The organism is Foetidibacter luteolus (genome assembly GCF_009650435.1).
In the GTDB taxonomy this organism is placed as follows: domain Bacteria; phylum Bacteroidota; class Bacteroidia; order Chitinophagales; family Chitinophagaceae; genus Foetidibacter; species Foetidibacter luteolus.
Map to the genome: position 1 here is coordinate 19,527 of NZ_VVIP01000059.1, position 22,477 is coordinate 42,003.

Here is a 22,477-nt window from a genome sequence, read left to right on the forward strand (position 1 = left end):
TCCCGGTATTATCCATTTAATTTCAATATCTCTCGCTTAACCTGATGTAACCCATCCTGAAAAAACCGGCAGTAAATCCTTTTCGTTTGTTTATGAGTGCGAACCAGAGACGCCACCGTCATTTTATTGTGTTTATTTTGTTTTTTTTTATTTGCTGTTTTTCCCAGGCCCAAACCGCGGATTTTACGGTAAATAAAACCGGGGGCTGTTCGCCGCTTGATGTTCGCTTTACCAATACTTCATCGGGACTTTCAGCAGGCGCTTCTTATAAATGGGACTTTGGCAACACAAATACATCTACACTTAAAGACCCCGGCACTACCTATAAAGATGAACAGGTTTATACAGTAACACTTACTGTTACTGATAAAGGCAACATCTACACCAAAACGCTGGACATAACAGTATACAAAAAACCGGTTGTTGATTTTTCTGCCGACATTGCCAAAGGTTGCCTGCCATTGCCGGTAACCTTAACCAGCAACTCAACACCCGGAGATGGTACTATTACCAGCTATTTCTGGGATTATGGCGATGGTACGGCCAAGCCTGGGGAACAAACAACCGAACATACTTACAAAGCTGCTCAACCTGTTACGGCCGGCCTTACGGTAACTAATAGTTTTGGTTGTTATGCCACTGTAAACAAAAACATAGTGGAGGTATTGTCGGCAGTTGAACCATCTTTTGACGCGGTACCGGCTACGGTTTGCAACATTAATGATCCGGTAAGTTTTCAAAATAACAGCCAGGGGCCCGGCACACTTACCTATGCCTGGAATTTCGGCGATGGAAAATCCGCTTCCGGTGCAACTGCCAGCCATGTTTATGGGGTAAAGGGCTCCTACAATGTAACCCTTACCGTAACCAGTTCTGAAGGTTGCGTGGCAGAGCTAACCAAAGACAGCCTGGTAAACGTGGCGAATTTTAATACGGCCTTCGATATGCCGCCGGTTGTTTGTGAAAACAGTGAAGCAGTGTTTACCGATATAAGTGTACCCGCGGCGGATGCACAGACCTGGAAAATTAACAGCGTTGTGCAGGGGGGCGCCCAACAAATACTTACGCATACTTTTAGTCCTGCGAAAAATTACAGGGTAACCCTTATAAACAGTTATGGCAACTGTAAGGATACCGCGGTTAAAACGGTAAGGGTAAAACCGTCTCCACAAACAAAAGATTTCTTATTGGCCATGCAGGGAAACTGCGGGGCGCCTGTTGAGGTAAAATTCCAGGACACTACTACTACACCCGTTAGCTGGGAGTGGGACTTTAATTACAGCGATACCGGTTTTAACGTAATGGCTGCCGGGCAAACGGCAGCATATACCTATACTGCTGACGGCACCTACCGGCCTGCCCTTAGGCTAACCAACGATGCAGGTTGCAGCACTACCATTACAAAACAGGTAGTGGTGTCAAAACCCAATGTTACTATCCAAAGTTCCAACGGCCCGGAAGGTTGCCTTTCTTTAAATACTACTTTTTATGTGCATTCCGATGCTGAAATAGCAGAATACCGCTGGTCGTTTGGCGATGGTGGCAATGGCTCAGGTTTACCGCAACCCAAGCGCAGTTTTACTACACCGGGTGTTTATACGGTTACGCTTAACTATACCACGAAGGCAGGCTGCAAAGGGGCAGCCGCTTATAGCGTTACTATTTTTGAAAAGCCCAAACTTGATTTTGTTGCAGACCTTACCACCGTTTGCGGGGATAACCCGGTAACCTTTACAGTGTTAGGTGCGGATGGCGGGCAGGGGGCTTATGCCTATTATTGGCTTTTTGGGGATAACAACTCCGGCACCAGCACCAGTACCGGTATTTCTCACCGGTATTACAGGGATGAAACATTTACGGTAACGCTTATTGTTTCTAACGGAACCTGTGCTGATACCATAGTAAAAGAAAACTACATCACTGTTCTGCCACCCTTTCCACGCATTACCGCCGCCAATAACACCTGCGAGGGAGACCGCGGTATGGTTAGTTTTGAAGAATTGTCCCGCAAGGCTGAGAAATGGGCCTGGAATTTTGGAGACGGCAGCGCTGAAGTAAGTTATAGCAACTATAAGCCTGAAATAACGCACCACTTCACCAAAACCGGTACTTACCAGGTAGTATTAACAGCAACTAATGGCGGCTGCAGTGTGCAGGACACTATAATAACTTCTGTGTTACTTAAGCAGGATCCCCTGCTTTCCGCGGAAAAAACTGAAGTATGCTCCGACGGTTCCCTGCAGCTATATATTTCCCGTATGGAAACCAACCCCGTGGAAAGTTTTTACCAGTATGATATTATAAAACAGGTATACGCCGATGGCAGCGCTTTTAATGGCACCCTGCAAACAGGCCAGCAATGGTTAAGCCCACACCCGTTTACCCTGCAAAACTGGGACAACGGCAAAAACGGTCTCCAGGTAATTACCCGCTCTTACAATTTTGGCTGCGATGATACCACCAATCTTATTCCGCTGGCTATTAAGGGGCCTGTTGCCGATTTTGAAATGACGGTGAACAATGTTTGCTTTAAAACCCCGGTAGGTTTTAAAGACAAGTCTTTGCCCGGCAGCAACAATACCCCTATTGAAAAATGGGAGTGGAATTACGGCGATGGCCAGGTAGAAACTACCATTAAAGGCGGGGATGTAAATCACCGCTATGCAAACCCGGGTTCTTTCCAGGCTTCTTTAACCATTACCGACAAAGAGGGCTGTACCGCCACTGTACTTAATGGTAATTATGTGGTACTGAAAGGGCCGAAAGCAGCATTCAGTGTTTCCGAAAACCCTGCGCTGCCAAGAACAAATATCCAGTTTGCCAATATTTCTAACCTGGCCAATACCAATATATTAGACAACCAGTTTACCTGGTCATACGGTAACGGGCTTTCCGCGGTTACAGATTTTTATGGGCAGCTTTCTCATATATACCACAGTACCGGTGTTGATACTGTGCGGCTTATTGCCCGGAACAATGCCGAGAAGTGTGCCGATACCGCCGTGCAGTATGTGTACATAAAAAACACCAACCTTAACTACAGCTACAGCACCACTTTTTTAAACCCTAACAGCGGGTGCCCCCCGGTGCTGGCCATTTTTAACAGCAGTTCTGTAAACGTAACCGGCGTATCATGGAATTTTGGCGATGGCACCGGCGCAGATAACCGCAAAGTGGTAAGCCACACGTACGAGAAACCGGGCGTATATAAAGTAACATTGTATGGCCATTTTCCCGATGGGTCTGTGGACTCTACTTTTGAGTTCATTACCATACAGGGGCCCTATGCCACGTTAAGGGCAGATAAGCCCTTTAGTTGCGGGGCGGAAGCCATTACCCTAACCGCGGAAGCTAAGAACACTACCTCTTATACCTGGGATTTTGGCGACGGCACCCTGGTAGATGCTGCCGATTCCTTTGCCGTGCATCATTACCTTACGCCGGGTGTTTATACACCATCGCTTATTGTAAAAGACAGTAATAACTGCTCCTTCCCGTTCTTTCTTAATGAAAAAATCATCATAGATACCCTGCTGGCAGCTATAGAACAACAGCCTGCCATAGCCTGCGATTCCGCTGTGGTGCAGTTTACACCCAGGCTGGTTAGTATTGCAAAGAACGAGCTGCAGCAGCCTATGCAATATTCCTGGAATTTTGGAACAGGCGCTGCTGCCGATACCTCAGCCGCAGAAAAGGCTTCCTTTATTTACAATAAACCGGGCGTGTACCCGGTTAACTTAAAAGTCAGCTCTCCTTATGGCTGTGTGCACGATACTACGGTTAACATAACCGTTAACCCGGTAGCAAGGGGGCGCATTACAGGGCCTGCCACTATTTGCGAAAGTACTTATGCAACATTTAAAGGCAGTACAGATGCTGCCTACAGTGGCCTTACCTGGCAATGGCATTTCCAGGGCAGTGATACTTCTACGCTACAAAACCCGCCGCAAATGCTGTTCAGCCAAACCGGTGCAGATTCTGTTACGCTGATAGTAAACAACAAAGGCTGTTTCGATACTACCTTTTACGGCATTTTCGTGCATGCCAAACCCGTAATTGACCTTCAGCCTAAGCAACCTCACATCTGCGTAGGCAGCTCTGTGCAGTTGCAGGCACATGACGGCGTTGAATATTTATGGAGCCCCAATACTGCCATAGACCATATTCAAAACCAAAATCCCGTGGTATCACCAAAAACAACTGCACAATACAATGTGCAGGTAACCAATAGCCACGGCTGCGTTAATACAGATTCTGTAATAGTACGGGTAACAGAAAAGTTTGATACCAAAGCAGATTCCCCCGTGTACCTGTGCCGTGGCGGCAGCCTGCGGCTGAATGCTTATGGCGCATACAGGTATCATTGGATTGATGGGGCCGACCTGTCAGACCCCAATTCAGCCAATCCTGAAACAAGAACCGGTACCGCCCGTACCTATACCGTGGTAGGGTACGACAGCCTTGGTTGCTTCAGCGATACTGCACATGCAGAAGTACGTATTGCAGAATTGCCCACCGTTAATGCCGGGCCGGATGTTACTTCTTTCGCCGGTACCGAAGTGCAGTTAACAGCCACCGGCAGCAGTGATGTTGCCAACTGGCAGTGGACGCCTACAGATTACCTCAACTGCAGCAACTGCGCAACGCCTATCAGCATACCGCGTTCTAATATTACCTATACCGTACAGGGCACTACCGTACATGGCTGCGTGCAAAAAGACAGCGTTAACATCAGTATTGTGTGCAAGGCCAGCCTGGTGCAGATACCCACGGCCTTTACGCCCAACGGCGATCTGCTGAACGATAATTTCATGATTAAAGGCCGCGGCATTAAGCTCATCAAACACTTTGTGGTGTTTGGCCGCTGGGGCGATAAAATCTTCGAAAAAAGTAATGTTAACGCCAACGACCGCAGCGCCGGCTGGGATGGCCTGTACAAAGGCAGGCCCCTGCAAACCGGCACCTATATTTACATGGCCGAAATTATTTGCGACACCGGCGAAACCTATAATTACAAAGGCACAGTAACACTCATCAGGTAAGTTTTTTATCTATTGCTCCGCAATAGCCGTAGAACTTTTATGGGCCCGGCATGGGAATTACTATGAGGCGTCCCTTGCGTCGCACTCTTGTACTTTCTGTACTTTATGCGGCTTTTCCCACATGGTAGAATTCATGATCGCATGTTTTGAAATGTTTGTAAAGGTTGATATATTGAGGATGAATAATCAACAGGTTTTTGTATAATTGACTGCTGCTTATCATGAGACAACTAACTGAAAGAGCTTTAAATTATCTGCACGGATTAAAACGTAATAAAGATGCAGTTACCAATAGGAACGAATTAGAGAGCTTTTTCTTAAATCAAAATATTCCGGTTTTTGAGCCGGTCATAAATTATGGGGTTTCCTTTTCTGGATTCACATTTAGAACAAAACTTAGGAAAGGAGATGCATTCTCAACTTTTCTTGTTTTATTACAAGATATTGAATCAGGCAAACCATTTGAATTTGAAAAAGAACAAGGTAAATTCTTGTTTTATTGTGGAGATCATGAAACAGCGCAATTCTGGTTTTACATTGATCAGGATGGGCAGTTTTGTTCAGATGGCTATTCTGGAGCGAATGTATTGAGTTCATCTTTTGAGGTAAAAGTTGAACAATATGCGTTCAAGAATTGCCTTTTAGGTTGGATTGAACATCCATATTATTACGAACTAAAAGACCTTGATTCTTTACTGCTGGCCTTAACAAATCATTTCGACGTTATAAACGAATGTACAGACGGTTATAATTCTTGGTTTCGAAGTGATAATCTAATCGTACAAATCGGAATTTGGTTACATGAGCAAAGCTATTTTGTACATTTTTATGGAAAATCTGGTGAGGCATTAGCGAAATTCATAGCCGATTTGGAGGGGGAAAAAATAATTTAACCCACAATGAATACTGTTCGCTTAAAACACAAACCAAATGAAAATGGTTCCCATCTTTCGCTGCCGTAATATGAAAGAAGCGCTTTCATTTTATACCGGCATTCTTGATTTTGAGATGAACGAACCCGGCGCCTCAGCCGATGATTGGGTTGTGGCATTGTCAAACGGAGAGGCCAGTCTAATGCTCACAATCCTGGAGGGCGACCAGAAGATAGGTATTGCCGCCAATGTATTGGTTGAAGATATTGACAGCTTGTTTGAGAAATATATCAGCAGGGGTCTGGACACTTCGGGAAAAGAAGGTTCACCTGTGCACCAGGGGCCTATTGACCAAAGCTGGGGAACCCGTGAATTTTATGTTACCGATGCCGACGGTAATACGTTGAGGTTTGTGCAGTTACCTGGCTGAGTTGTAAGAGAGTTTACCTGTATTTAAAGGATATAGATGCTATCAAATAAGTTTAACTTACACTTTCATGAAATTACACCTAAACTTTAAGCAAATGATAAAAGCGTACTTCTTTACAGCCCTTCTATTCTGCTCGTTTACAGTCTTTGGGCAAGATAAAACCCACCTTACCGGTAAATGGAAAATTATTGTGTTTGACGCAATTGTATATCATAACTATAAAAAAGACTCAACGTTTATACCTGGGGAGTTTAAGGAGTCCTTAAGGGGAGATAAAGACAGCTCATTTACTTTAGGTTTTATTGCCGGAATGATTAAAGGTTTTAATGATTATTATTATGTTTTTCTTGAAAATGGCCAATATCAGGAGCTTAAAAATGATAAACTAAAACAGGAAGGAGTGTTTATTGTTAATGAAGCGGGTAAAGAATTGATCCTGACGGCGAAGGATAAGTTTGGTGGAGAAAGTAGGCAAACTTTACTTTATGAGATTAATAACGGAAATCTGTTATTAAAGATACCATCTGAAGGAATGAATCTAAATTTTGAACTTGAAAAAGTAAAATAAGCTGGCGATTATTGATTTTTTGAATTTATATGAAGCGCATGAGTAGGTATGCTATTATTGTGCAGAAACTACAACCATAAACGTATTTACTTTTAAACGTACCACCATGCATTTATATACAGAAAAGCTTATTAAAGGGCATTTTAGTAATATAAGTTTCTATACTGCTATTGAGGCATTTTATAACATGGGTTTTGAAATACATGAAGTGAGTGATTTTGATGGCCTTAAAGTAAAAGATGATAACATTTTTTTAGGTAGCATATCATTTATACACCAGGCACTTAGCTTATTAAAAATTAATATTCCCTTGCCTTTTGATTACCCGGATAACTTGCATGAATTCTATGGAAGAAAGATTTATAGTTCCACAATTAGCCATGTTTCCAATAACCCTTCAATGTGGAATGTATTTATTAAGCCCAAAGGGGTACTGAAGCAGTTTTCGGGAAGGGTTGTGAGGGGGACTGCCGACTTAATTGGAACCAGTAACTATGAATTTGATACACCAATTTGGGTTTCTGAACCGGTGAATTTTGTAGCTGAATGGCGGGCTTTTGTGCGATACGGGGAAGTGCTTGATGTGCGACGTTACAAGGGACATTGGAAGTATGGCTATGATCATAAAGTAATAGAAGCTGCCGTTAAAGCCTTTTGTGATGCGCCCAAAGCCTATGCTTTAGATTTTGGGCTAACCGCAGACGGAAGACTTTTGGTAGTGGAAGCAAATGAAGGACACTCAATTGGTAGTTATGGGCTATTTTATGTTGATTATGCTAAACTGATTTCAACAAGGTGGTGTGAGTTGACTGGGCAAAAAGACCTTTGTGATTTTTAAATAAAAAGTTAGGATAGTTTAGATGTACAAAGGATTATGAAAAACAAATTAAGAAGGCTCAAAATTGGTAATGCTCAATACTTGTACTCTGTTGTTCGCAGGTACTACACAAACACACAAATAAGCGAATTGATAATCAGGATTTTTTTAAGTGGGCAAAAAGCAACGCCATTAATACTAAGCTTTTCAACTGTTGATGATTATTATTTAGGGCACCCTCTCAATGCCGGCGTTGCTTTAATGAATGTAAAAACCAATATGGCCAGTGTAGTAAACCTTAACAAGCCAGCATATATTCGTAAGTTTATTTTGCAAGGCATAAAAAATGGGTGGACAGGAACGAATGATATTGGAATGCAGGACGGATTGGCCTACCTGGAAAAGTTCGGGTTTGAAACAGGAAAGCTGAAACCACGAAACAAAGCATGAATTAACTGCATTTTTGAGATGGGTTAGTTTCTTTTTATCTACCCTGCGGTAAAAGCCCCGTAAAGAACAGGACGCACAAGAGTGCGACGCAAGTAAAGCCTCATACTTGTTACTCCTGCCGGGCCCATAAAAATCCGCACAAATGCCTTTGTCAACAAAACACTAATCTTACCGCTGCCCATTGCCGTTTAAATCTTTATTTTATCTTGCAAGCCTTACCATTAAGGCAACACATGAAACATCTCCCTGTAAATCCTGCGTTGTTTACAGAAAACAGGAAACGGTTTATTAAAGAAATGGTGGGCGACAGTATTGCTATTTTCAACAGCAATGATGAACTGTCATCCAATGGCGATGCATTGCACCCTTTTGTGCAAAACAGCGACCTGTACTGGCTCTGCGGTATTGAACAGGAAGATACGATGGTTATCCTGAGCCCTGATTGTCCCGACCCCAAGTACCGCGAAGTGCTGGTACTGGTGCGGCCGCAGGAACTGAAGGAAAAATGGGATGGCAAACGGCTGCGTGCCAAAGAAGCTACCGCCATAAGCGGCATTGAAACCATTGTTTGGCTGGACAGCCTGGATGGCCTGCTGCAAACATGGATACACCAAATAGACAATATTTACCTGAATACCAACGAAAACGACCGTAAATCCGTTACTCCTGAAACACGGGACTACCGTTACATTAAGCAAATGAAACGGCTTTACCCGCTGCATACCTATTACCGCAGCGCCAAAATAATGCGCCGGTTAAGGGCGGTAAAAACAAAGCACGAAGTTGAAGTATTGCAACAGGCCATCAACATTACAGGCAATACCTTTCGCCGCCTGCTGGGCTTTATTAAACCCGGCGTGATGGAGTATGAAATTGAGGCGGAAATATGGCATGAGTTCTTGTGCAGCAGGGCATCAAAACCTGCTTACAGCAGTATTGTTGCCAGCGGAGACAGGGCCCGTACCCTGCACTATATTGCCAACAACCAGGAGTGTAAAGATGGCGAACTGGTATTGCTGGATTTTGGCGCTCTTTATGGCGGCTACGCGGCAGACTTAACCCGTACTGTTCCGGTAAATGGTAAGTTTACCACCCGCCAAAAGCAGTTGTACAATGGCTGCCTGCACCTGCACAATTATGCAAAAGCATTGCTGAAGCCCGGTATCTCTATTGCGGATTATACCGAAAAAGTAGGGGAGGAAGCAACAAAGCTGTTTATAAAGCTGGGCCTGCTTAAAAGGGAAGAGGTGAAGAATGAGGATAAAAACAACCGTGCCTACCGCAAGTATTTGTACCATGGTATATCTCACCACCTGGGTATTGATGTGCACGACCTGGGTACACGTACAGAGCCCATTCAGGCGGGCATGGTATTTACTGTGGAGCCCGCTATTTACATTGAAGAAGAAAAGCTGGGCATAAGAATAGAGAACAATGTTTGGATAACTAAAACGGGCAATATAGATTTAATGAAAAATATTCCTATAGAAGCAGATGATATAGAAAAGCTAATGGCCGCTAAGGCATAGGAAAACCAGCACAATCAGAAATCATAAATGAAACAAATCCCCAATTTATTTACGTTGCTTAACCTGGTTTTCGGGTGCGTTGCTATTGTGTATATTATGCAAACAGGCTTAACCCTGGTAGAAGATGGCAATGGCGCAATGGCTGCCGTAATTCCCGAGAAAATTTACTGGGCCTCGCTGTTCATTGGCCTTGCAGCCATCATTGATTTTTTAGACGGGTTGGTGGCCAGGCTGCTGAAGACTTCTTCCCTGCTGGGCAAACAACTGGATTCGCTGGCCGATGTGGTAAGTTTCGGCGTGGCGCCCGGGCTTATTGTTTTCCAGTTTTTGCGCCTTTCCTATGCGCAGCAGGCAGATGGGCTGGATGTTAGTGCAGCCTGGCTGTGGCCGGCTTTTATTATACCATGCGCCGGCGCCTACAGGCTGGCCAGGTTTAATATTGATACGGAGCAATCCTACGGTTTTAAAGGTGTGCCCATACCCGCGGCAGGTTTGCTTATCGCCTCTTTTCCGCTTATTTACTGGTATTCTAACCAGGAAACCATAATACGCCTGTTGCTTAACAAATGGTTTTGGTACATTGTAATAGTGCTGGTAAGTTATCTTATGGCTTCCACCCTGCCCATGATGGCGCTTAAGTTTAAAAACCTCACTGTTAAAGATAACTGGCCCCGGTTTTTGCTGGTGGCACTTGCGGTAATTTGTGGCCTGCTGTTTAAATGGCTGGCCGTTCCGCTTGTCTTTATAATGTATATCCTGTTATCTTTGGCGCTCAAAAAAACTACTACAGCATGACCTATAATGTTCAGATAAAAGTAATGCCGTTAAAAGATTTGCTCGATCCCCAGGGTAAAGCCATTCTTGGCGGTCTTCAAAACCTCGGTATCAGCTCTGTGCAGGACGTACGGGTGGGTAAACACATTACTTTGCAGATAGATGCCCCTGGCGAAGAAGAGGCACGCAAAGCAGCCGATGAAGCCAGCAAGAAACTACTCTCCAACCCGGTAATGGAGTTTTACGAAATTGAATTTGTGAATTAGCCTCCGGTTGATATTTACCGCCGCAATCGAACATTTTTTGGTGGCCGGCTTTGGATACATTGTGGAGGCATCGTTGCGTCGCACTACGTTCATCGTCCGGTTTTTTATGGCGGCTTTTCAGGCCCGGGTTTGCTTGAAGATACTCTTTCAATTACGATTAGAAATCAGTTGTATCTGGTATCATCAATATGATTGCTATGATTCGGTTACTGGTTGCATTATCATTGCTTATAGCCACCTCTTGTAATAGCGGCAGTTATTATTTTGAGAAAGATTATTACGAAAAAGTAACCGGTATCAAGTTCCCTTCCAAGTATAAAGTTTTAGAAACGTTTGATAATGGAGAATGGGTGACTGCGGTTGTGCTGTCTATTGATAGCTCAGCTCTCATGAGTTTCGTAAAGACCAATCATTTTGACACGATGAAAGCTGTTTCTGATTTGAATTTGATGGGGTTTCGAAACTTTAAAAGTCAAAAACCGGATTTTAATTCGAAACAGGGCATTTTTTTTATCAATAAAAGTAAAAATAAGAATGACTGGATATACGTGGCAGACCTAAACGAGAATAAGCTTTGGGCTGAAGTCAGGTATCCGGATTTTGCCGGAGACTAACGTATTGTTCCAGAAGTAACCATCTTAAATTCGCTTACCCAAAGTTTATCTTCTAATGCTCTACCTCGTTCCAACGCCACTTGGCAATCTGAAAGATATCACGCTGCGTTCGCTGGAGATATTGCAGCAGGCAGACTTGATTCTGTGTGAAGATACCCGTACATCCTCCAAACTGCTTAACCATTACAACATACACCAGCCGCTGTCTGCTTACCATCAACACAATGAGCATAAAATTCTACAGCATATTGTAACCCAGTTACAGGCCGGTAAAACCATAGCGCTTATTACCGATGCAGGCACACCCGGTATTTCAGACCCTGCTTTTTTGCTGGTTCGGGAATGTGTAAGAAACAGCATAAAGGTTGAATGCCTGCCCGGCGCAACAGCTTTTGTACCTGCGCTTGTTAACAGCGGCCTGCCCATCAACCGCTTTGTGTTTGAAGGTTTTATACCTGTAAAAAAAGGTCGGCAAACCCTGCTTAAGCAGCTTGCCGAAGAAGCACGTACCATGGTATTTTACGAAAGCCCCATGCGGCTGGTAAAAACACTGGAAGATTTTATGGAATACTTTGGGTCAACCAGGGCATGCAGTGTTAGCAGGGAGTTAACAAAAATGTTCGAGGAAACGCAAAGAGGAAGTTTGCACGATGTTTGCCAATACTTTAAACAAAAAGAGGTAAAGGGCGAAATTGTAATTGTGGTACAGGGTAAGGATGATTAGGGTTACTGCGCTTTACCACCTCTTCAAACAACAACATTCGTAATACCAATTAGAACAAATATGAAAAAGATAATTTTATCAGTTGCCATAGCCTTTTTCGCAGTGGCCTCCGTAAATGCCCAACTCAGGAAAGTTCCGGCAGAAGTAACAGACGCTTTTAAACAGAAATTCCCTTCAGCATCAGGTGTTTCTTGGAAAGATAAGCTTAGCTCTTTCCAGGCAACCTTTACAGATAACGGTCAGGAAATGAAAGCCTGGTTTTCTAAGGAGGAAGGTTGGAAAGAAACAGAAATAAAAAAGGAATTTGATGACCTGCCTGCTGCCGTTAAAGACGGTTTTTCCAAAAGCAAATACAATACAGACGATTGGGAGCGTGGTTCAGTAGCGGAAGTAATTAAAAAAGATGGAACCGTGCAATACCGCATTTTTGTGGAGAAGAACCTGGTATCTAAAAAGTTCCTGTTCTTTAGCAAAGAGGGACAGTTGCAAAAGGAAAACCTGGGAGTTTAATATAACAGATAGATAAAATTAAGCCTGGAACATGCAGTGTTTCAGGCTTATTATTTTCAGGAAGTTATATTTGCGGCATTTGGCAGGTTGGCCCGCCGGTTTTGGATGGCTGGCTAAAAATTTATTTTGCTTACAATTCAACTGTTGTTTAAGGATGAAAATATTTACCGGTAGTTTGTTGTTGTTTTTTGTGGTAACCGTTTCCGCTCAACCCGACCGCTGGCAGCAGCGCATTAAGTATATAATGGATATAAAGGTAGATGCCGCAGCCAACCAGTTTACCGGTACACAAAAAATTGATTACTGGAACAACTCCCCGGATACTTTAACCCGTGTGTTTTTTCATCTTTACTGGAATGCTTTTCAGCCCAACAGCATGATGGATGTACGCAGCCGGGAACTGGGTAAAATACTGGTTGGGGTAAATAAAAAGGGCGAAGACGTGTACGACTGGGACAGCCGTGTTAAAGACCGCATTAAAAACCTGAAACCAGATGAAATAGGCTACCAAAAAGTGAAATATGTAAAGGTGAACGGGGTTGAGCAACCATTGATTGAGCATGAAACTATATTAGAAGTAAAACTGCTGAAACCCATAGCGCCCAAAAGCAAAAGCAGCTTTGATGTGGCCTTTGAAGCGCAGGTGCCAAAACAAGTGAGGAGAAGCGGCCGCGACAATGCTGAAGGCATCCGTTTCAGTATGAGCCAGTGGTACCCGAAAATGGCGGAGTATGATTACCAGGGCTGGAATGCGAACCCTTATGTAGCCAGGGAATTCTATGGCGTTTGGGGAGATTTTGATGTGAATATCACGATTGATAAAAAGTATATGCTGGCAGGTAGTGGCACATTGCAAAATGCCGCTGAAGTCGGTTATGGCTACCAGCCGGATGGTGTGCAGGTACACCATACCGCAGGCGCAAATCTTACCTGGAAGTTTAAGGCTGACAATGTGCATGATTTTGTATGGGCTGCGGATACAGCCTACACCATGATAAAAAGGCAACCTGCCAACGGGCCATTGATTTACGTGGTTTACAAAAAGGCTGATTCAACGGAAACTTCCTGGAAAAAAATGGCCGATTTTGTGGAGAAGGCTTACCCCTATATGGCTAAAACTTTTGGCGCATACCCTTACAAAAACTATTCATTTATACAGGGTGGCGATGGTGGTATGGAATACCCTATGGCAACACTGATTAAAAGCTACAGCATTGGTACCGCGGTACACGAATGGATGCATAGCTGGTACCAGGGGCTGATGGGCACCAATGAAAGCCTTTATCCCTGGATGGATGAAGGTTTTACCTCTTATGCAGAAAGCCGGGTAGTTGGCTACATCAACCAGGATAGCGGGTTTTGGTATCAAAAAGATTATGAAGGATATTTTGCCCTGGCGAAAAGCCCCAGGGAAGAACCTATGTCAACCCATTCTGACCATTACAATACCAATTATGCATACTCAAAAGCTGCCTATAACAAAGGGGCTGTATTCCTGGCACAGCTTGGGTACATTGTTGGTGACAAAAAGCTGGATGAAATACTGCTGGATTACTATAACCAATGGCGTTTCAAACATCCCAACCCTAACGATTTTATACGTGTAGCCGAAAAGGCCAGCGGCATGGAACTGGACTGGTACAAGGAATATTGGGTAAACACCACCCGCACCATAGATTTTGCGCTTGGAGATGTGAATTTTGAAGAAGGTAAAAGCAAAATTGTTATAAAACGCAGCGGCGGCATGCCAATGCCGTTGGATGTACTGATAACCTATAAAGACGGTAAAAAAGAACTGCACTATATACCCCTTAACCTAATGTATGGCAGCAAAGCGCAGGAAGACAGCAGCGCCGCTTTTATACAGCACCCTGAATGGAAATGGACCGACACCGAATACAGTTTTGAAATACCTTACGGAGTAACCAATATTAAAGAAATCAATATAGACCCCAGTATGCGCCTGGCCGATATCAACCGTGTAAACAACAGGATTGTAGTGCCGGGCAATTAAACTAAGGTTTTTTGTTGATTATCAACCTGTGTCACCACCGCGCCAGGGATTGAAGTGGAAACCCCGCTGACGGCATTGTGTGTTGGCTTTGTGGCGGAGTTGTAACGGAAAGCCCGGCCCGCCCTGTATTTTGGCGGGGGCGCCCTAACCTTAATCCTCCAGGTTAATGGTAAATACAATCATTTTTGACTGCAGCTTATCCAGCACGCTGGAGTATTTCAGGTTGGGATCCCGGCTGTGGATGTTGCCAAGGCCGTTGCTTATTTTAAGCTCGGGAGATACGGTAACAAACGGCAGGTAAAAATTGAAACCAATACCCACCTCGTAACCCGCATCGTACTTTTTAAGCTTTACCAGGTCTTCTGCATTTCGGGCGGTTGAGTTGCTGGCCAGGTCCATATCGTATTTTACACCGGCAAGCAGGTACACCCTGAAGTTATCAATACGGTCGCTGTTGAATTTAAACTGTAATGGAAAACTTACAATAGTGGAAGGGAGTGTTTTTTTCTCTACCGCTTTTTCTCCGCGGATGGGATTCTTAAGCCAGTAGGTAAAATATTTAGCCCCGCCTATAATGAGTGTTGGGTTAAGGCGGGCTTCAAACCTTTTGCTGAGTTTTAATGTTCCCAGCAAGCCCAGGGCAATGCCGCCGCTGGAGCCGGGCTCTACCCGCATAATGCTGTCGTTTTGTAAAAAAAGCGGGTGTTTGGTGCCGTGCAGGGTGCTGTTGTTATAGGCCAGGCTCATGCCGAAGTAATAAGGCATATTATCGTGGTTGGGCCTGTGCAGCTCACGCTGGGCAGCGGCAGACAAAAAACAACATATACCTAAAGCCAGTAAAACCGTATGCTTGCGCAGAAAATAAATCAGCAACCTGTCAATTTTAAAATCTGTGAACAAATATTTTTTTCTGTTGTCAGGCATAAATTACGCTTACGGTGCTTTTCAGCAGTCTGCAAAGCTCAAAAATACCCTGTAACCAGCTTAATAACGATGAATGCGGAGAATTATTTTCAGCAACAAAATCAGAGATGGATTTTATTGGCTATCCTAAAAATGTTATTGGTGTGCATTGATAATCTTTGATGGAGATAACCGGTAATTTTTTGCCCGCCTTGCGTAAGGTTTGTAAAAAATTATTGCACTTATTTTCATCGAACAATCCCGTTTTTAGTGCCTGGCACAAAAAGTCCATAGTGGTTAAGTAATCTATTTTGTGCATACCGCAATAATTTTTAATATCCCTGAGGTTACTGCTGGCTAAGATATTTTTGGAAAACCTTGCAACTGCAAGGCATGCGCTTTCGCCGTCACCCTTAAAAAGCATTTGTTTAATCCACCGGTATTCTTTTAATATCATTTCATTGTCTTCAGGAAACTCCATGATTTGTATTGCCTTTTTGCTTAAAAGCAGGCTGATGCGCTCAAGCATTGCCTGCGACGGCCACCTTTGCAATTCAGCATACACTTTGTTTAGCAGAAATATTGGGTGTTGGGGGAATATTTTATTGATGTAATCAGCTTCTCCCGCGGTTACAAAGTGAGAGATTACATCAGCATCAATAAGAATAATCCGTTGCTTATTCTCCATCTGAAGTATGTTCAATGTCGCGGATGTTTACACCAATGTCTGCCAGCAATGTGTAGTAATGGCTTTCGGAAATTTTACCACTATCATACAAACCTTTAGCCCTTGAGCCATAGTCGCCAATTATTTCATTAAAATTACCTGGCTCGTAAAGGGTTGTATTATAGCCATTTTCCAGCGCAGTTCTTTTTACATTAACTGAAAATAAATCATATTGTTCCGTAGAAATCAATCCAAGTTTTTTGAGCCGGTACAGTAAGGCCCGCCTGCTGCAGGAGTAATAATGCTCAATGTACAGGATGGTGGCAACAGTAAGTTTGTTTTTGTTGCTAAGTTCTTCTGTGGGTATTAACGTAAGTAAACCCTCCTTAGGCAGCAGCAGGTAACTGGCAAATAAATCAGCATGGTATTCTTCTTTATCGGTTTTGTCGAATATGGCTGTTTTACAAATGCGGCTGCTGAAATGCTCCTGTACAAACAGGTGATACAGTTCATGACAAATGGTAAAATGTTGCTTACCTATAGATTGGCTGGCATTAACAAGCATAAAGCGGGATACAGAATTGCTGTTGCCGGACCTAATAGCCATCCCCGAGAAGTCAGCGCTAAGTTCAGCAAAGCTGGTTATTACATTTAACCGTTGAAGTAAACTTTTTAGCCTTATGGGTTCCTGGTTATTAAAGCCGTAATTGGTACGAAAAGAAAGAGCTGCTTTTTCAATTACAAGTTCACTCATTTTCTGTTACACTTTTCATGTTAACGTAATTGCGAACCACTTTCTTAAAGGCGGCTACCTGTTGTAAATCTTCGTTATTTAATAAACCTGCCCTAAAAGCAAAAGCTACATGAATACTGCGTTTAACAGGGTCTTCTTCGTAAAAGTCGTATTCATTTATGCAAAATAAGTCGGCAAGTTTTGCCAGGTGGGTTGATGATACCGGCCTTTGCCCCAACTCGTAGTAAGCAACCTGCTCCCTGGTTGTTTGTAAGTAATTGGCTAAGGCTTCCTGTGTAAGGCCCATTTCTAAACGGATGGACTTTATGTTTTTGCCGATAATGGCATTGGATTGAGACGGTTCCATGTGTGGCTGAATTGTTACAAAAGTAACGCCATTATTTAAACATTCTGTATTTTGTAACAGTTTTTCCAAATCTGCAGTTACTTGCTTCCGCAATAAATACAGCATATCCCCAGGCTAAGTGGTTTGAAACTAGTGTTGGTATAACCCACTTGGTTCATAATGTTAACCATGTTTTCCCGTTCGGGAAAGGCTTGCACAGATTCGTTCAGGTACTGGTAAGCCTCTTTGTTTTTAGAAAAGAATTTACCCACCCCCGGCGCCACAATATTCATGTATAAATTATAGAAGCTTTTGAAACCCGGATACCTGGGGCGGGAAAACTCCAGTATCACCAGCTTGCCGCCGGGTTTTAATACCCGCAGCATTTCGCTTAAGCCCTTCTCCAGGTTTTGAAAGTTACGAACGCCAAAAGCAACGGTTACCGCGTCAAAAGTATTGTCGGCAAAATGAATGGTTTCGCTGTCGCCGGTTTGCAGTTCAATTACCGGGTGCAGGCCCAGTTTTTCAATTTTTTTGCGGCCATGCTCCAGCATGCCTTCTGATATATCTATGCCGGTAATTTTTTCGGGCTTCAGTAAATGCCAGGTCATAATAGCAACATCGCCGGTGCCGGTGGCTACATCCAGCACATTTTTGGGTTGCAGGTTTTTTAGCTGGTGGATGGCTTTTTTGCGCCATTGTACATCAATACCGGCGCTTAAAAACCTGTTGAGAAAATCGTATTTAAAAGCAATGCTGTCGAACATTTTAGCCACCTGCTGCTTCTTTTCAAGATCACTCTGGCCATAAGGAACTATATCGTCATGCGCATACTTTGTCATGTGGCGAAGATAGTGAAGAAAGGAAAGCTGCAAGCTAAAGGGCAGTTACTTCCAACTTCAAATTCGTGTTGCCCTTTAACCTGTTGCCCGGCATAATTGTTGGTTAATTTTTCGCAAATTGCCGGCTAAACCGGCTATTCGTTACGCATAGAGACTTTAGTTTGTACATTCACGCAATTAATCTGGAAATCATGCTTACAGGAGATGAGATAAAACAACTGAACGAAAAAATACAGCATGCGGCGGTATTTGTTGACAACCTGAGAAGTGAGCTGAATAAAATTGTGGTGGGCCAGGTAAACATGGTTGACCGCCTGCTCACCGGCCTGCTAAGCAATGGCCATGTACTGCTGGAAGGTGTACCCGGGCTGGCAAAAACACTTACCATCAAATCGCTGGCGCAAGCCATACAGGCAAAATTCAGCCGCATACAGTTTACGCCCGATTTGCTGCCCGCAGATGTTATCGGTACCATGATTTATAACCAGCCGCGTAACGAGTTCATGGTGCGTAAAGGCCCCATCTTTGCCAACTTTATACTGGCCGATGAAATTAACCGTGCCCCTGCCAAGGTGCAAAGCGCCCTGCTGGAAGCCATGCAGGAACGGCAGGTAACCATTGGTGAAGAAACCTTTAGACTGGATGACCCCTTTTTGGTGCTGGCTACCCAAAACCCGCTGGAGCAGGAGGGTACCTACCCCTTGCCCGAGGCGCAGGTTGACCGTTTTATGCTGAAGGTTATTGTAGGCTACCCCGATAAAAAAGAAGAGCAGATGATTATACGCCAGCAGGTGCAGCAGTTGCAGTTGCCGCGTATAAACCCTGTTGTAAGCGTGCAGGAAATTATCAATGGCCGCGAACTGGCCCGCCAGGTGTACATGGATGAAAAAATTGAGCAGTACATAGTGGATATTGTTTTTGCCACCCGCTATCCCGAACAATATGGCCTTGGCAAGATAAAGAACATGGTAAGTTATGGGGGTTCTCCCAGGGCAAGCATCAACCTGGCGCTGGCTGCCAAGGCTTACGCATTTATGGAGAAAAGAGGATTTGTAATTCCAGACGATGTAAAAGCCATTTGTAAAGATGTAATGCGCCACCGCATTGGGCTTACCTACGAGGCTGAAGCGGAAAATGTAACAACAGAGAATATCATAGATAATATTGTAAGAACAGTTCATGTTCCTTAGCAGCAGCGTATAATTTTTGGTCAGTTAATCCCTGCCTGGTAAGGCTCATATTCAATATGGCATTTTTTAAAAGAAATAAAAAACCTTCATCTGCTGAGGCGCCTGTTGCAAACGCCGGCTCCATCACCGCCAAAGTGAGGGAACTGGAGATTTTGAGCAAGCGCCTTACCAACCACCTGTTTACCGGCGAATACCACACCGCTTTTAAAGGGCGTGGCATGGCCTTTAAGGAAGTGCGGGAGTACCAGCCGGGGGATGATGTGCGTTTTATTGAATGGAACGTTTCTGCCAGGATGGGCCATACCTATAGCAAACTATTTGAAGAGGAAAGGGAGTTAAGTGTGTACCTGTTGGTAGATATGAGCGCCAGCAGCCTGTTTGGCACTTACCGCCAAACCAAAAAAGATCTTATTACAGAAATATGCGCAGTGCTGGCTTTTTCTGCCATCAGCAATAACGATAAAGCCGGCCTTATATTCTTTAGCAACAAAATAGAAAAATACATTCCCGCCAAAAAGGGTCGGGACCATGTGCTGTATATGGTGCGTGAAATGCTGTCTTTTCAGCCGCATTCTGCCCAAACAGATATTGTTAAAGCCCTGCAGTTCCTCAACAACACTACCCGGCATAAAAGCATTGTTTTTATCCTTAGCGATTTTGCGGATGCCGGTTACAGCGATATACTTAAAGTGGCTGCCAAGCGCCACGATGTAATCGGCATACAGGTGTACGACCGCCGGGATGAGCACCTGCCCAAAGCCGGCCTTATGCAGATACGCGATGCCGAAACAGGCCAGGTGAAATGGCTTAACACCAACGATACATTTACCCGCGTTAACTACAACAGGCAGTTCCTGAAAATACTTGAAGACGCGAAACAAACGTTCAGGAGCGCCGGGGCCGACTTAATTCAATTGCCCACAGGAGAAGATTATGTAAAAGCTTTGAAAGACTTTTTTATTAGGAGGGCATAAAGCAACCATTGAATCCGCAACACACATATAAGCCTCGCATTTTTTTGGCACTTAGCTGCATTGCTGCTATTAAGCTTCCGTTGTGTCACTCACTTGTACTGCAACAATTCTATTCTGCAATGTGCAGGCCTGTTCTTTTTCTTTTCAGCTTTTTGTTGGGTACAGCTTTACATGCGCAACGGGTTTCAGCGTACCTTGACAGGGATAAGATTCTGCTTGGGGAGCAGGTAACACTTACCCTGCAGGCAGACGACATTAACCCCCGGCTCCTCAGTCTTGGCTGGTTTAGCCTTCCCGATACATTCAATCATGTAGAAGTGGTTAAAAGGGAAGTTTTAGATTCTGCAAATACCGGCGGCGTAAATACCTATATACAAAAAATTACTCTTACGTCTTTTGATTCCGGGCGTTGGCAACTGCCCGAACTAAGTATTACGCTTACAGATAATGCAACCGGCAAGCAGGCTGTTATAAAAGCGCCGCCTGTTTTCCTGGAAGTATTGCCTGTAGATGTTTCCGGCATGAAGGATTATCACCCGGTTAAAGATATTATTGAGGTAGAAGCCCGCAGCCGCACATGGCTTATTATTGTACTGGCCGCAGGCGGCGTAGTATTATTGTTTTTATTGTGGTGGTTTCTCTTTCGCAATAAAAAATCTAAACCTGCGGTTGTAAAACCTGCTGATAACCTTACCAATTACCAACGCCTGCTTAAACAGGTGGAACAGTTGCGTACCGCTAACCTGCCGGCTAAGGAATTTTACCAGCAACTGGATGACTGTTACAGAACTTATTTTGATACCGAGCTTAACCTTCAAACGTTGCAAAGCACCGCGGATGAGCTGATGGTATCCATGAAATGGTTTTTAACGGATGAAAAGCTGCGTACGGAATTTTACCAACTGGTAAGGTTGGCTGCCGCCGTAAAGTTTGCCAAATACATACCTGATGAAACCCGGCAGGCTGCGCTGAATACGGTACTTGCGGTAGCGGATAATATCAATCAATACAGAATAAGAAAGAATGCTGAAAGAGTGGTTTGACCATATTGAATTTGCTTATACCTGGGCATTGGGGCTTTTGTTACTGGTTCCTGTGCTTATAATTGAATACATACGTAAAGGAAGTAAAGGACAGGCTTCCATGCTGGTAACCACCACACACTTCATTGGCGATACAGGCAGCCTTAAAGTGGTGATGCGGCACCTGCCGTTTGTGCTGCGCTGCCTGGCTATTGTTTGCCTGGTAGTTGCGCTGGCCCGGCCTCAAAAAAAATATACGGAAGAGAACACCAATGGCGAAGGCATTGATATTATACTCTGTTTTGACATAAGCGGAAGTATGACGGAGCGGGACTTTCAACCCAACCGGCTGGAAGCTGCTAAAGAAGTAGCCTCAGAATTTGTAAAGCAACGGCCCGGCGACAGGATTGGCATTACCATATTCAGCAACCAAAGTTTTACACTCTGCCCGCTTACCACAGATCATAACGCGGTGCTTACCCAGATACGAAATATACAAAGCGGGTATTTGCAGGATGAGGGCACAGCCATTGGCTCCGGGCTGGCTACCAGCGTTGACAGGCTGAGGGCCAGCCAGTCGAAGTCTAAAATAGTTGTGTTGCTTACGGATGGTGTTGACTTTGGCGGAACCATTCCGCCGGATATAGCCAGGGATATGGCCAAGCTATACAAGGTAAAAGTGTACACTGTGGGCGTGGGCAGCGAAAAGGAAATTGAAGAAGTTGCCAACACACCCTTTGGTCCCGTGCGACAAACAAAGAAACTTGAGTACAATGAGAAGCTGTTGCAAGACCTTGCCACGCAAACCGGCGCCCAGTATTTTCATGCCTTAGATAGAGATGCCCTTGAAAAAATTTATGCAAGCATTAACCAGCTCGAAAAATCCCAGGTGGAAATTACCAGTTACAACCGCTTTACGGATGAGTACCTTCCTCTTCTTCTTGCTGGATTGGCATTGCTGCTGCTTGAAATTGTTTTGCGTTACACCGTATTCAGGAAGTTTCCATAGCATGTAAAGCTTATCATGCCGGCTAACGGAAATCTGGTTTCTATACAACCAGTTAGCGAAAGAAGCAAAAGGCCTGCACCTGCGGGTGAGGGATTGCAGCTGTTACCCCGCTGAGGAACCCCCTCCAACTCCCCCTAAAGGTGGAGGGTCAGCGCTGCCCGTGGCGGAGTAATAGCGGAAA

General features: G+C 44.2%; 22 protein-coding genes. 17 read left to right on the forward strand and 5 right to left on the reverse strand.

The window, feature by feature from the left end; all coding sequences use genetic code 11:
- The first annotated feature begins 92 nt into the window (after positions 1-92).
- From F0364_RS18800 to F0364_RS18860, 13 genes are all read left to right on the forward strand, one after another.
- Entirely contained in the window at positions 93-5,042 is a 4,950-nt protein-coding gene (locus tag F0364_RS18800; RefSeq protein ID WP_153799350.1) for a PKD domain-containing protein, read from the forward strand.
- A gap of 221 nt (positions 5,043-5,263) precedes the next feature.
- Complete coding sequence (locus F0364_RS18805; RefSeq protein ID WP_153799351.1) at positions 5,264-5,935, forward strand: hypothetical protein; 672 nt, start codon at positions 5,264-5,266, stop codon at positions 5,933-5,935.
- A 43-nt stretch (positions 5,936-5,978) separates the two neighbouring features.
- The gene (locus tag F0364_RS18810) at positions 5,979-6,344 is read left to right on the forward strand and encodes a VOC family protein (protein WP_207632761.1); all 366 of its coding nucleotides are present in this window, start codon (positions 5,979-5,981) and stop codon (positions 6,342-6,344) included.
- A 67-nt stretch (positions 6,345-6,411) separates the two neighbouring features.
- Positions 6,412-6,912, forward strand: coding sequence for a hypothetical protein (locus F0364_RS18815; RefSeq protein WP_153799353.1), 501 nt, complete (start codon positions 6,412-6,414; stop codon positions 6,910-6,912).
- Between the two features lie 106 nt (positions 6,913-7,018).
- Positions 7,019-7,750 (forward strand): ATP-grasp domain-containing protein, encoded by a 732-nt coding sequence (locus tag F0364_RS18820; RefSeq protein WP_153799354.1) that lies wholly within the window; start codon positions 7,019-7,021, stop codon positions 7,748-7,750.
- A gap of 36 nt (positions 7,751-7,786) precedes the next feature.
- Positions 7,787-8,179 carry a hypothetical protein gene (locus F0364_RS18825; protein WP_153799355.1) on the forward strand — a complete coding sequence of 131 codons (393 nt, stop codon included), beginning with the start codon at positions 7,787-7,789 and terminating at the stop codon, positions 8,177-8,179.
- A 233-nt stretch (positions 8,180-8,412) separates the two neighbouring features.
- A complete protein-coding gene (locus tag F0364_RS18830) occupies positions 8,413-9,708 on the forward strand; it encodes an aminopeptidase P family protein (protein WP_153799356.1) in 1,296 nt (431 codons plus the stop codon).
- A 27-nt stretch (positions 9,709-9,735) separates the two neighbouring features.
- Positions 9,736-10,503, forward strand: coding sequence for a CDP-alcohol phosphatidyltransferase family protein (locus F0364_RS18835; protein WP_153799357.1), 768 nt, complete (start codon positions 9,736-9,738; stop codon positions 10,501-10,503).
- Complete coding sequence (gene purS, locus F0364_RS18840) at positions 10,500-10,748, forward strand: phosphoribosylformylglycinamidine synthase subunit PurS (protein WP_153799358.1); 249 nt, start codon at positions 10,500-10,502, stop codon at positions 10,746-10,748. The genes F0364_RS18835 and purS overlap by 4 nt, the downstream gene beginning before the upstream one ends.
- A 197-nt stretch (positions 10,749-10,945) precedes the next feature.
- On the forward strand, positions 10,946-11,362 hold the full coding sequence (locus F0364_RS18845; protein ID WP_153799359.1) for a hypothetical protein: 417 nt from the start codon (positions 10,946-10,948) through the stop codon (positions 11,360-11,362).
- Positions 11,363-11,417: 55 nt separating this feature from the next.
- Entirely contained in the window at positions 11,418-12,086 is a 669-nt protein-coding gene (rsmI, locus tag F0364_RS18850) for a 16S rRNA (cytidine(1402)-2'-O)-methyltransferase (protein ID WP_153799360.1), read from the forward strand.
- Positions 12,087-12,146: 60 nt separating this feature from the next.
- Entirely contained in the window at positions 12,147-12,596 is a 450-nt protein-coding gene (locus F0364_RS18855) for a PepSY-like domain-containing protein (RefSeq protein ID WP_153799361.1), read from the forward strand.
- Between the two features lie 154 nt (positions 12,597-12,750).
- Positions 12,751-14,610 (forward strand): M1 family metallopeptidase, encoded by a 1,860-nt coding sequence (locus F0364_RS18860; RefSeq protein WP_153799362.1) that lies wholly within the window; start codon positions 12,751-12,753, stop codon positions 14,608-14,610.
- A gap of 150 nt (positions 14,611-14,760) precedes the next feature.
- Here the strand turns inward: F0364_RS18860 and porT are convergent, their stop codons facing one another.
- The 5 genes from porT to ubiE form a co-directional block, all read right to left on the reverse strand.
- Positions 14,761-15,534: a type IX secretion/gliding motility protein PorT/SprT gene (gene porT / locus F0364_RS18865; RefSeq protein ID WP_235921150.1), complete on the reverse strand. Its 774-nt coding sequence runs from the start codon at positions 15,532-15,534 to the stop codon at positions 14,761-14,763.
- A 121-nt stretch (positions 15,535-15,655) separates the two neighbouring features.
- Positions 15,656-16,216: a hypothetical protein gene (locus F0364_RS18870; RefSeq protein WP_153799363.1), complete on the reverse strand. Its 561-nt coding sequence runs from the start codon at positions 16,214-16,216 to the stop codon at positions 15,656-15,658.
- Positions 16,191-16,934: an ImmA/IrrE family metallo-endopeptidase gene (locus tag F0364_RS18875; protein WP_153799364.1), complete on the reverse strand. Its 744-nt coding sequence runs from the start codon at positions 16,932-16,934 to the stop codon at positions 16,191-16,193. Before F0364_RS18875 ends, F0364_RS18870 begins: the two co-directional genes overlap by 26 nt.
- Complete coding sequence (locus tag F0364_RS18880) at positions 16,927-17,349, reverse strand: helix-turn-helix domain-containing protein (protein WP_207632762.1); 423 nt, start codon at positions 17,347-17,349, stop codon at positions 16,927-16,929. Before F0364_RS18880 ends, F0364_RS18875 begins: the two co-directional genes overlap by 8 nt.
- An 8-nt stretch (positions 17,350-17,357) precedes the next feature.
- Positions 17,358-18,101: a bifunctional demethylmenaquinone methyltransferase/2-methoxy-6-polyprenyl-1,4-benzoquinol methylase UbiE gene (gene ubiE, locus F0364_RS18885; RefSeq protein ID WP_153799366.1), complete on the reverse strand. Its 744-nt coding sequence runs from the start codon at positions 18,099-18,101 to the stop codon at positions 17,358-17,360.
- Positions 18,102-18,292: 191 nt separating this feature from the next.
- Here ubiE and F0364_RS18890 point away from each other — a divergent pair, with 191 nt between their 5' ends.
- From F0364_RS18890 to F0364_RS18905, 4 genes are all read left to right on the forward strand, one after another.
- On the forward strand, positions 18,293-19,291 hold the full coding sequence (locus tag F0364_RS18890; RefSeq protein ID WP_207632763.1) for an AAA family ATPase: 999 nt from the start codon (positions 18,293-18,295) through the stop codon (positions 19,289-19,291).
- Positions 19,292-19,347: 56 nt separating this feature from the next.
- Positions 19,348-20,265 carry a DUF58 domain-containing protein gene (locus F0364_RS18895; protein ID WP_153799367.1) on the forward strand — a complete coding sequence of 306 codons (918 nt, stop codon included), beginning with the start codon at positions 19,348-19,350 and terminating at the stop codon, positions 20,263-20,265.
- A 119-nt stretch (positions 20,266-20,384) separates the two neighbouring features.
- A complete protein-coding gene (locus F0364_RS18900) occupies positions 20,385-21,308 on the forward strand; it encodes a hypothetical protein (RefSeq protein ID WP_153799368.1) in 924 nt (307 codons plus the stop codon).
- Complete coding sequence (locus tag F0364_RS18905; RefSeq protein ID WP_153799369.1) at positions 21,289-22,296, forward strand: vWA domain-containing protein; 1,008 nt, start codon at positions 21,289-21,291, stop codon at positions 22,294-22,296. The genes F0364_RS18900 and F0364_RS18905 overlap by 20 nt, the downstream gene beginning before the upstream one ends.
- Positions 22,297-22,477 lie beyond the last annotated feature (181 nt).

Excerpts from the sequence above, each read along its gene's own strand:
- F0364_RS18800 (WP_153799350.1), top strand. The coding sequence starts at position 93 with ATGAGTGCGAACCAGAGACGCCACCGTCATTTTATTGTGTTTATTTTG.
- F0364_RS18805 (WP_153799351.1), top strand. The coding sequence starts at position 5,264 with ATGAGACAACTAACTGAAAGAGCTTTAAATTATCTGCACGGATTAAAA.
- F0364_RS18810 (WP_207632761.1), top strand. The coding sequence starts at position 5,979 with ATGGTTCCCATCTTTCGCTGCCGTAATATGAAAGAAGCGCTTTCATTT.
- F0364_RS18815 (WP_153799353.1), top strand. The coding sequence starts at position 6,412 with ATGAAATTACACCTAAACTTTAAGCAAATGATAAAAGCGTACTTCTTT.
- F0364_RS18820 (WP_153799354.1), top strand. The coding sequence starts at position 7,019 with ATGCATTTATATACAGAAAAGCTTATTAAAGGGCATTTTAGTAATATA.
- F0364_RS18825 (WP_153799355.1), top strand. The coding sequence starts at position 7,787 with ATGAAAAACAAATTAAGAAGGCTCAAAATTGGTAATGCTCAATACTTG.
- F0364_RS18830 (WP_153799356.1), top strand. The coding sequence starts at position 8,413 with ATGAAACATCTCCCTGTAAATCCTGCGTTGTTTACAGAAAACAGGAAA.
- F0364_RS18835 (WP_153799357.1), top strand. The coding sequence starts at position 9,736 with ATGAAACAAATCCCCAATTTATTTACGTTGCTTAACCTGGTTTTCGGG.
- purS (WP_153799358.1), top strand. The coding sequence starts at position 10,500 with ATGACCTATAATGTTCAGATAAAAGTAATGCCGTTAAAAGATTTGCTC.
- F0364_RS18845 (WP_153799359.1), top strand. The coding sequence starts at position 10,946 with ATGATTCGGTTACTGGTTGCATTATCATTGCTTATAGCCACCTCTTGT.
- rsmI (WP_153799360.1), top strand. The coding sequence starts at position 11,418 with ATGCTCTACCTCGTTCCAACGCCACTTGGCAATCTGAAAGATATCACG.
- F0364_RS18855 (WP_153799361.1), top strand. The coding sequence starts at position 12,147 with ATGAAAAAGATAATTTTATCAGTTGCCATAGCCTTTTTCGCAGTGGCC.
- F0364_RS18860 (WP_153799362.1), top strand. The coding sequence starts at position 12,751 with ATGAAAATATTTACCGGTAGTTTGTTGTTGTTTTTTGTGGTAACCGTT.
- porT (WP_235921150.1), bottom strand. The coding sequence starts at position 15,534 with ATGCCTGACAACAGAAAAAAATATTTGTTCACAGATTTTAAAATTGAC.
- F0364_RS18875 (WP_153799364.1), bottom strand. The coding sequence starts at position 16,934 with ATGAGTGAACTTGTAATTGAAAAAGCAGCTCTTTCTTTTCGTACCAAT.
- ubiE (WP_153799366.1), bottom strand. The coding sequence starts at position 18,101 with ATGACAAAGTATGCGCATGACGATATAGTTCCTTATGGCCAGAGTGAT.
- F0364_RS18890 (WP_207632763.1), top strand. The coding sequence starts at position 18,293 with ATGCTTACAGGAGATGAGATAAAACAACTGAACGAAAAAATACAGCAT.
- F0364_RS18895 (WP_153799367.1), top strand. The coding sequence starts at position 19,348 with ATGGCATTTTTTAAAAGAAATAAAAAACCTTCATCTGCTGAGGCGCCT.
- F0364_RS18900 (WP_153799368.1), top strand. The coding sequence starts at position 20,385 with ATGTGCAGGCCTGTTCTTTTTCTTTTCAGCTTTTTGTTGGGTACAGCT.
- F0364_RS18905 (WP_153799369.1), top strand. The coding sequence starts at position 21,289 with ATGCTGAAAGAGTGGTTTGACCATATTGAATTTGCTTATACCTGGGCA.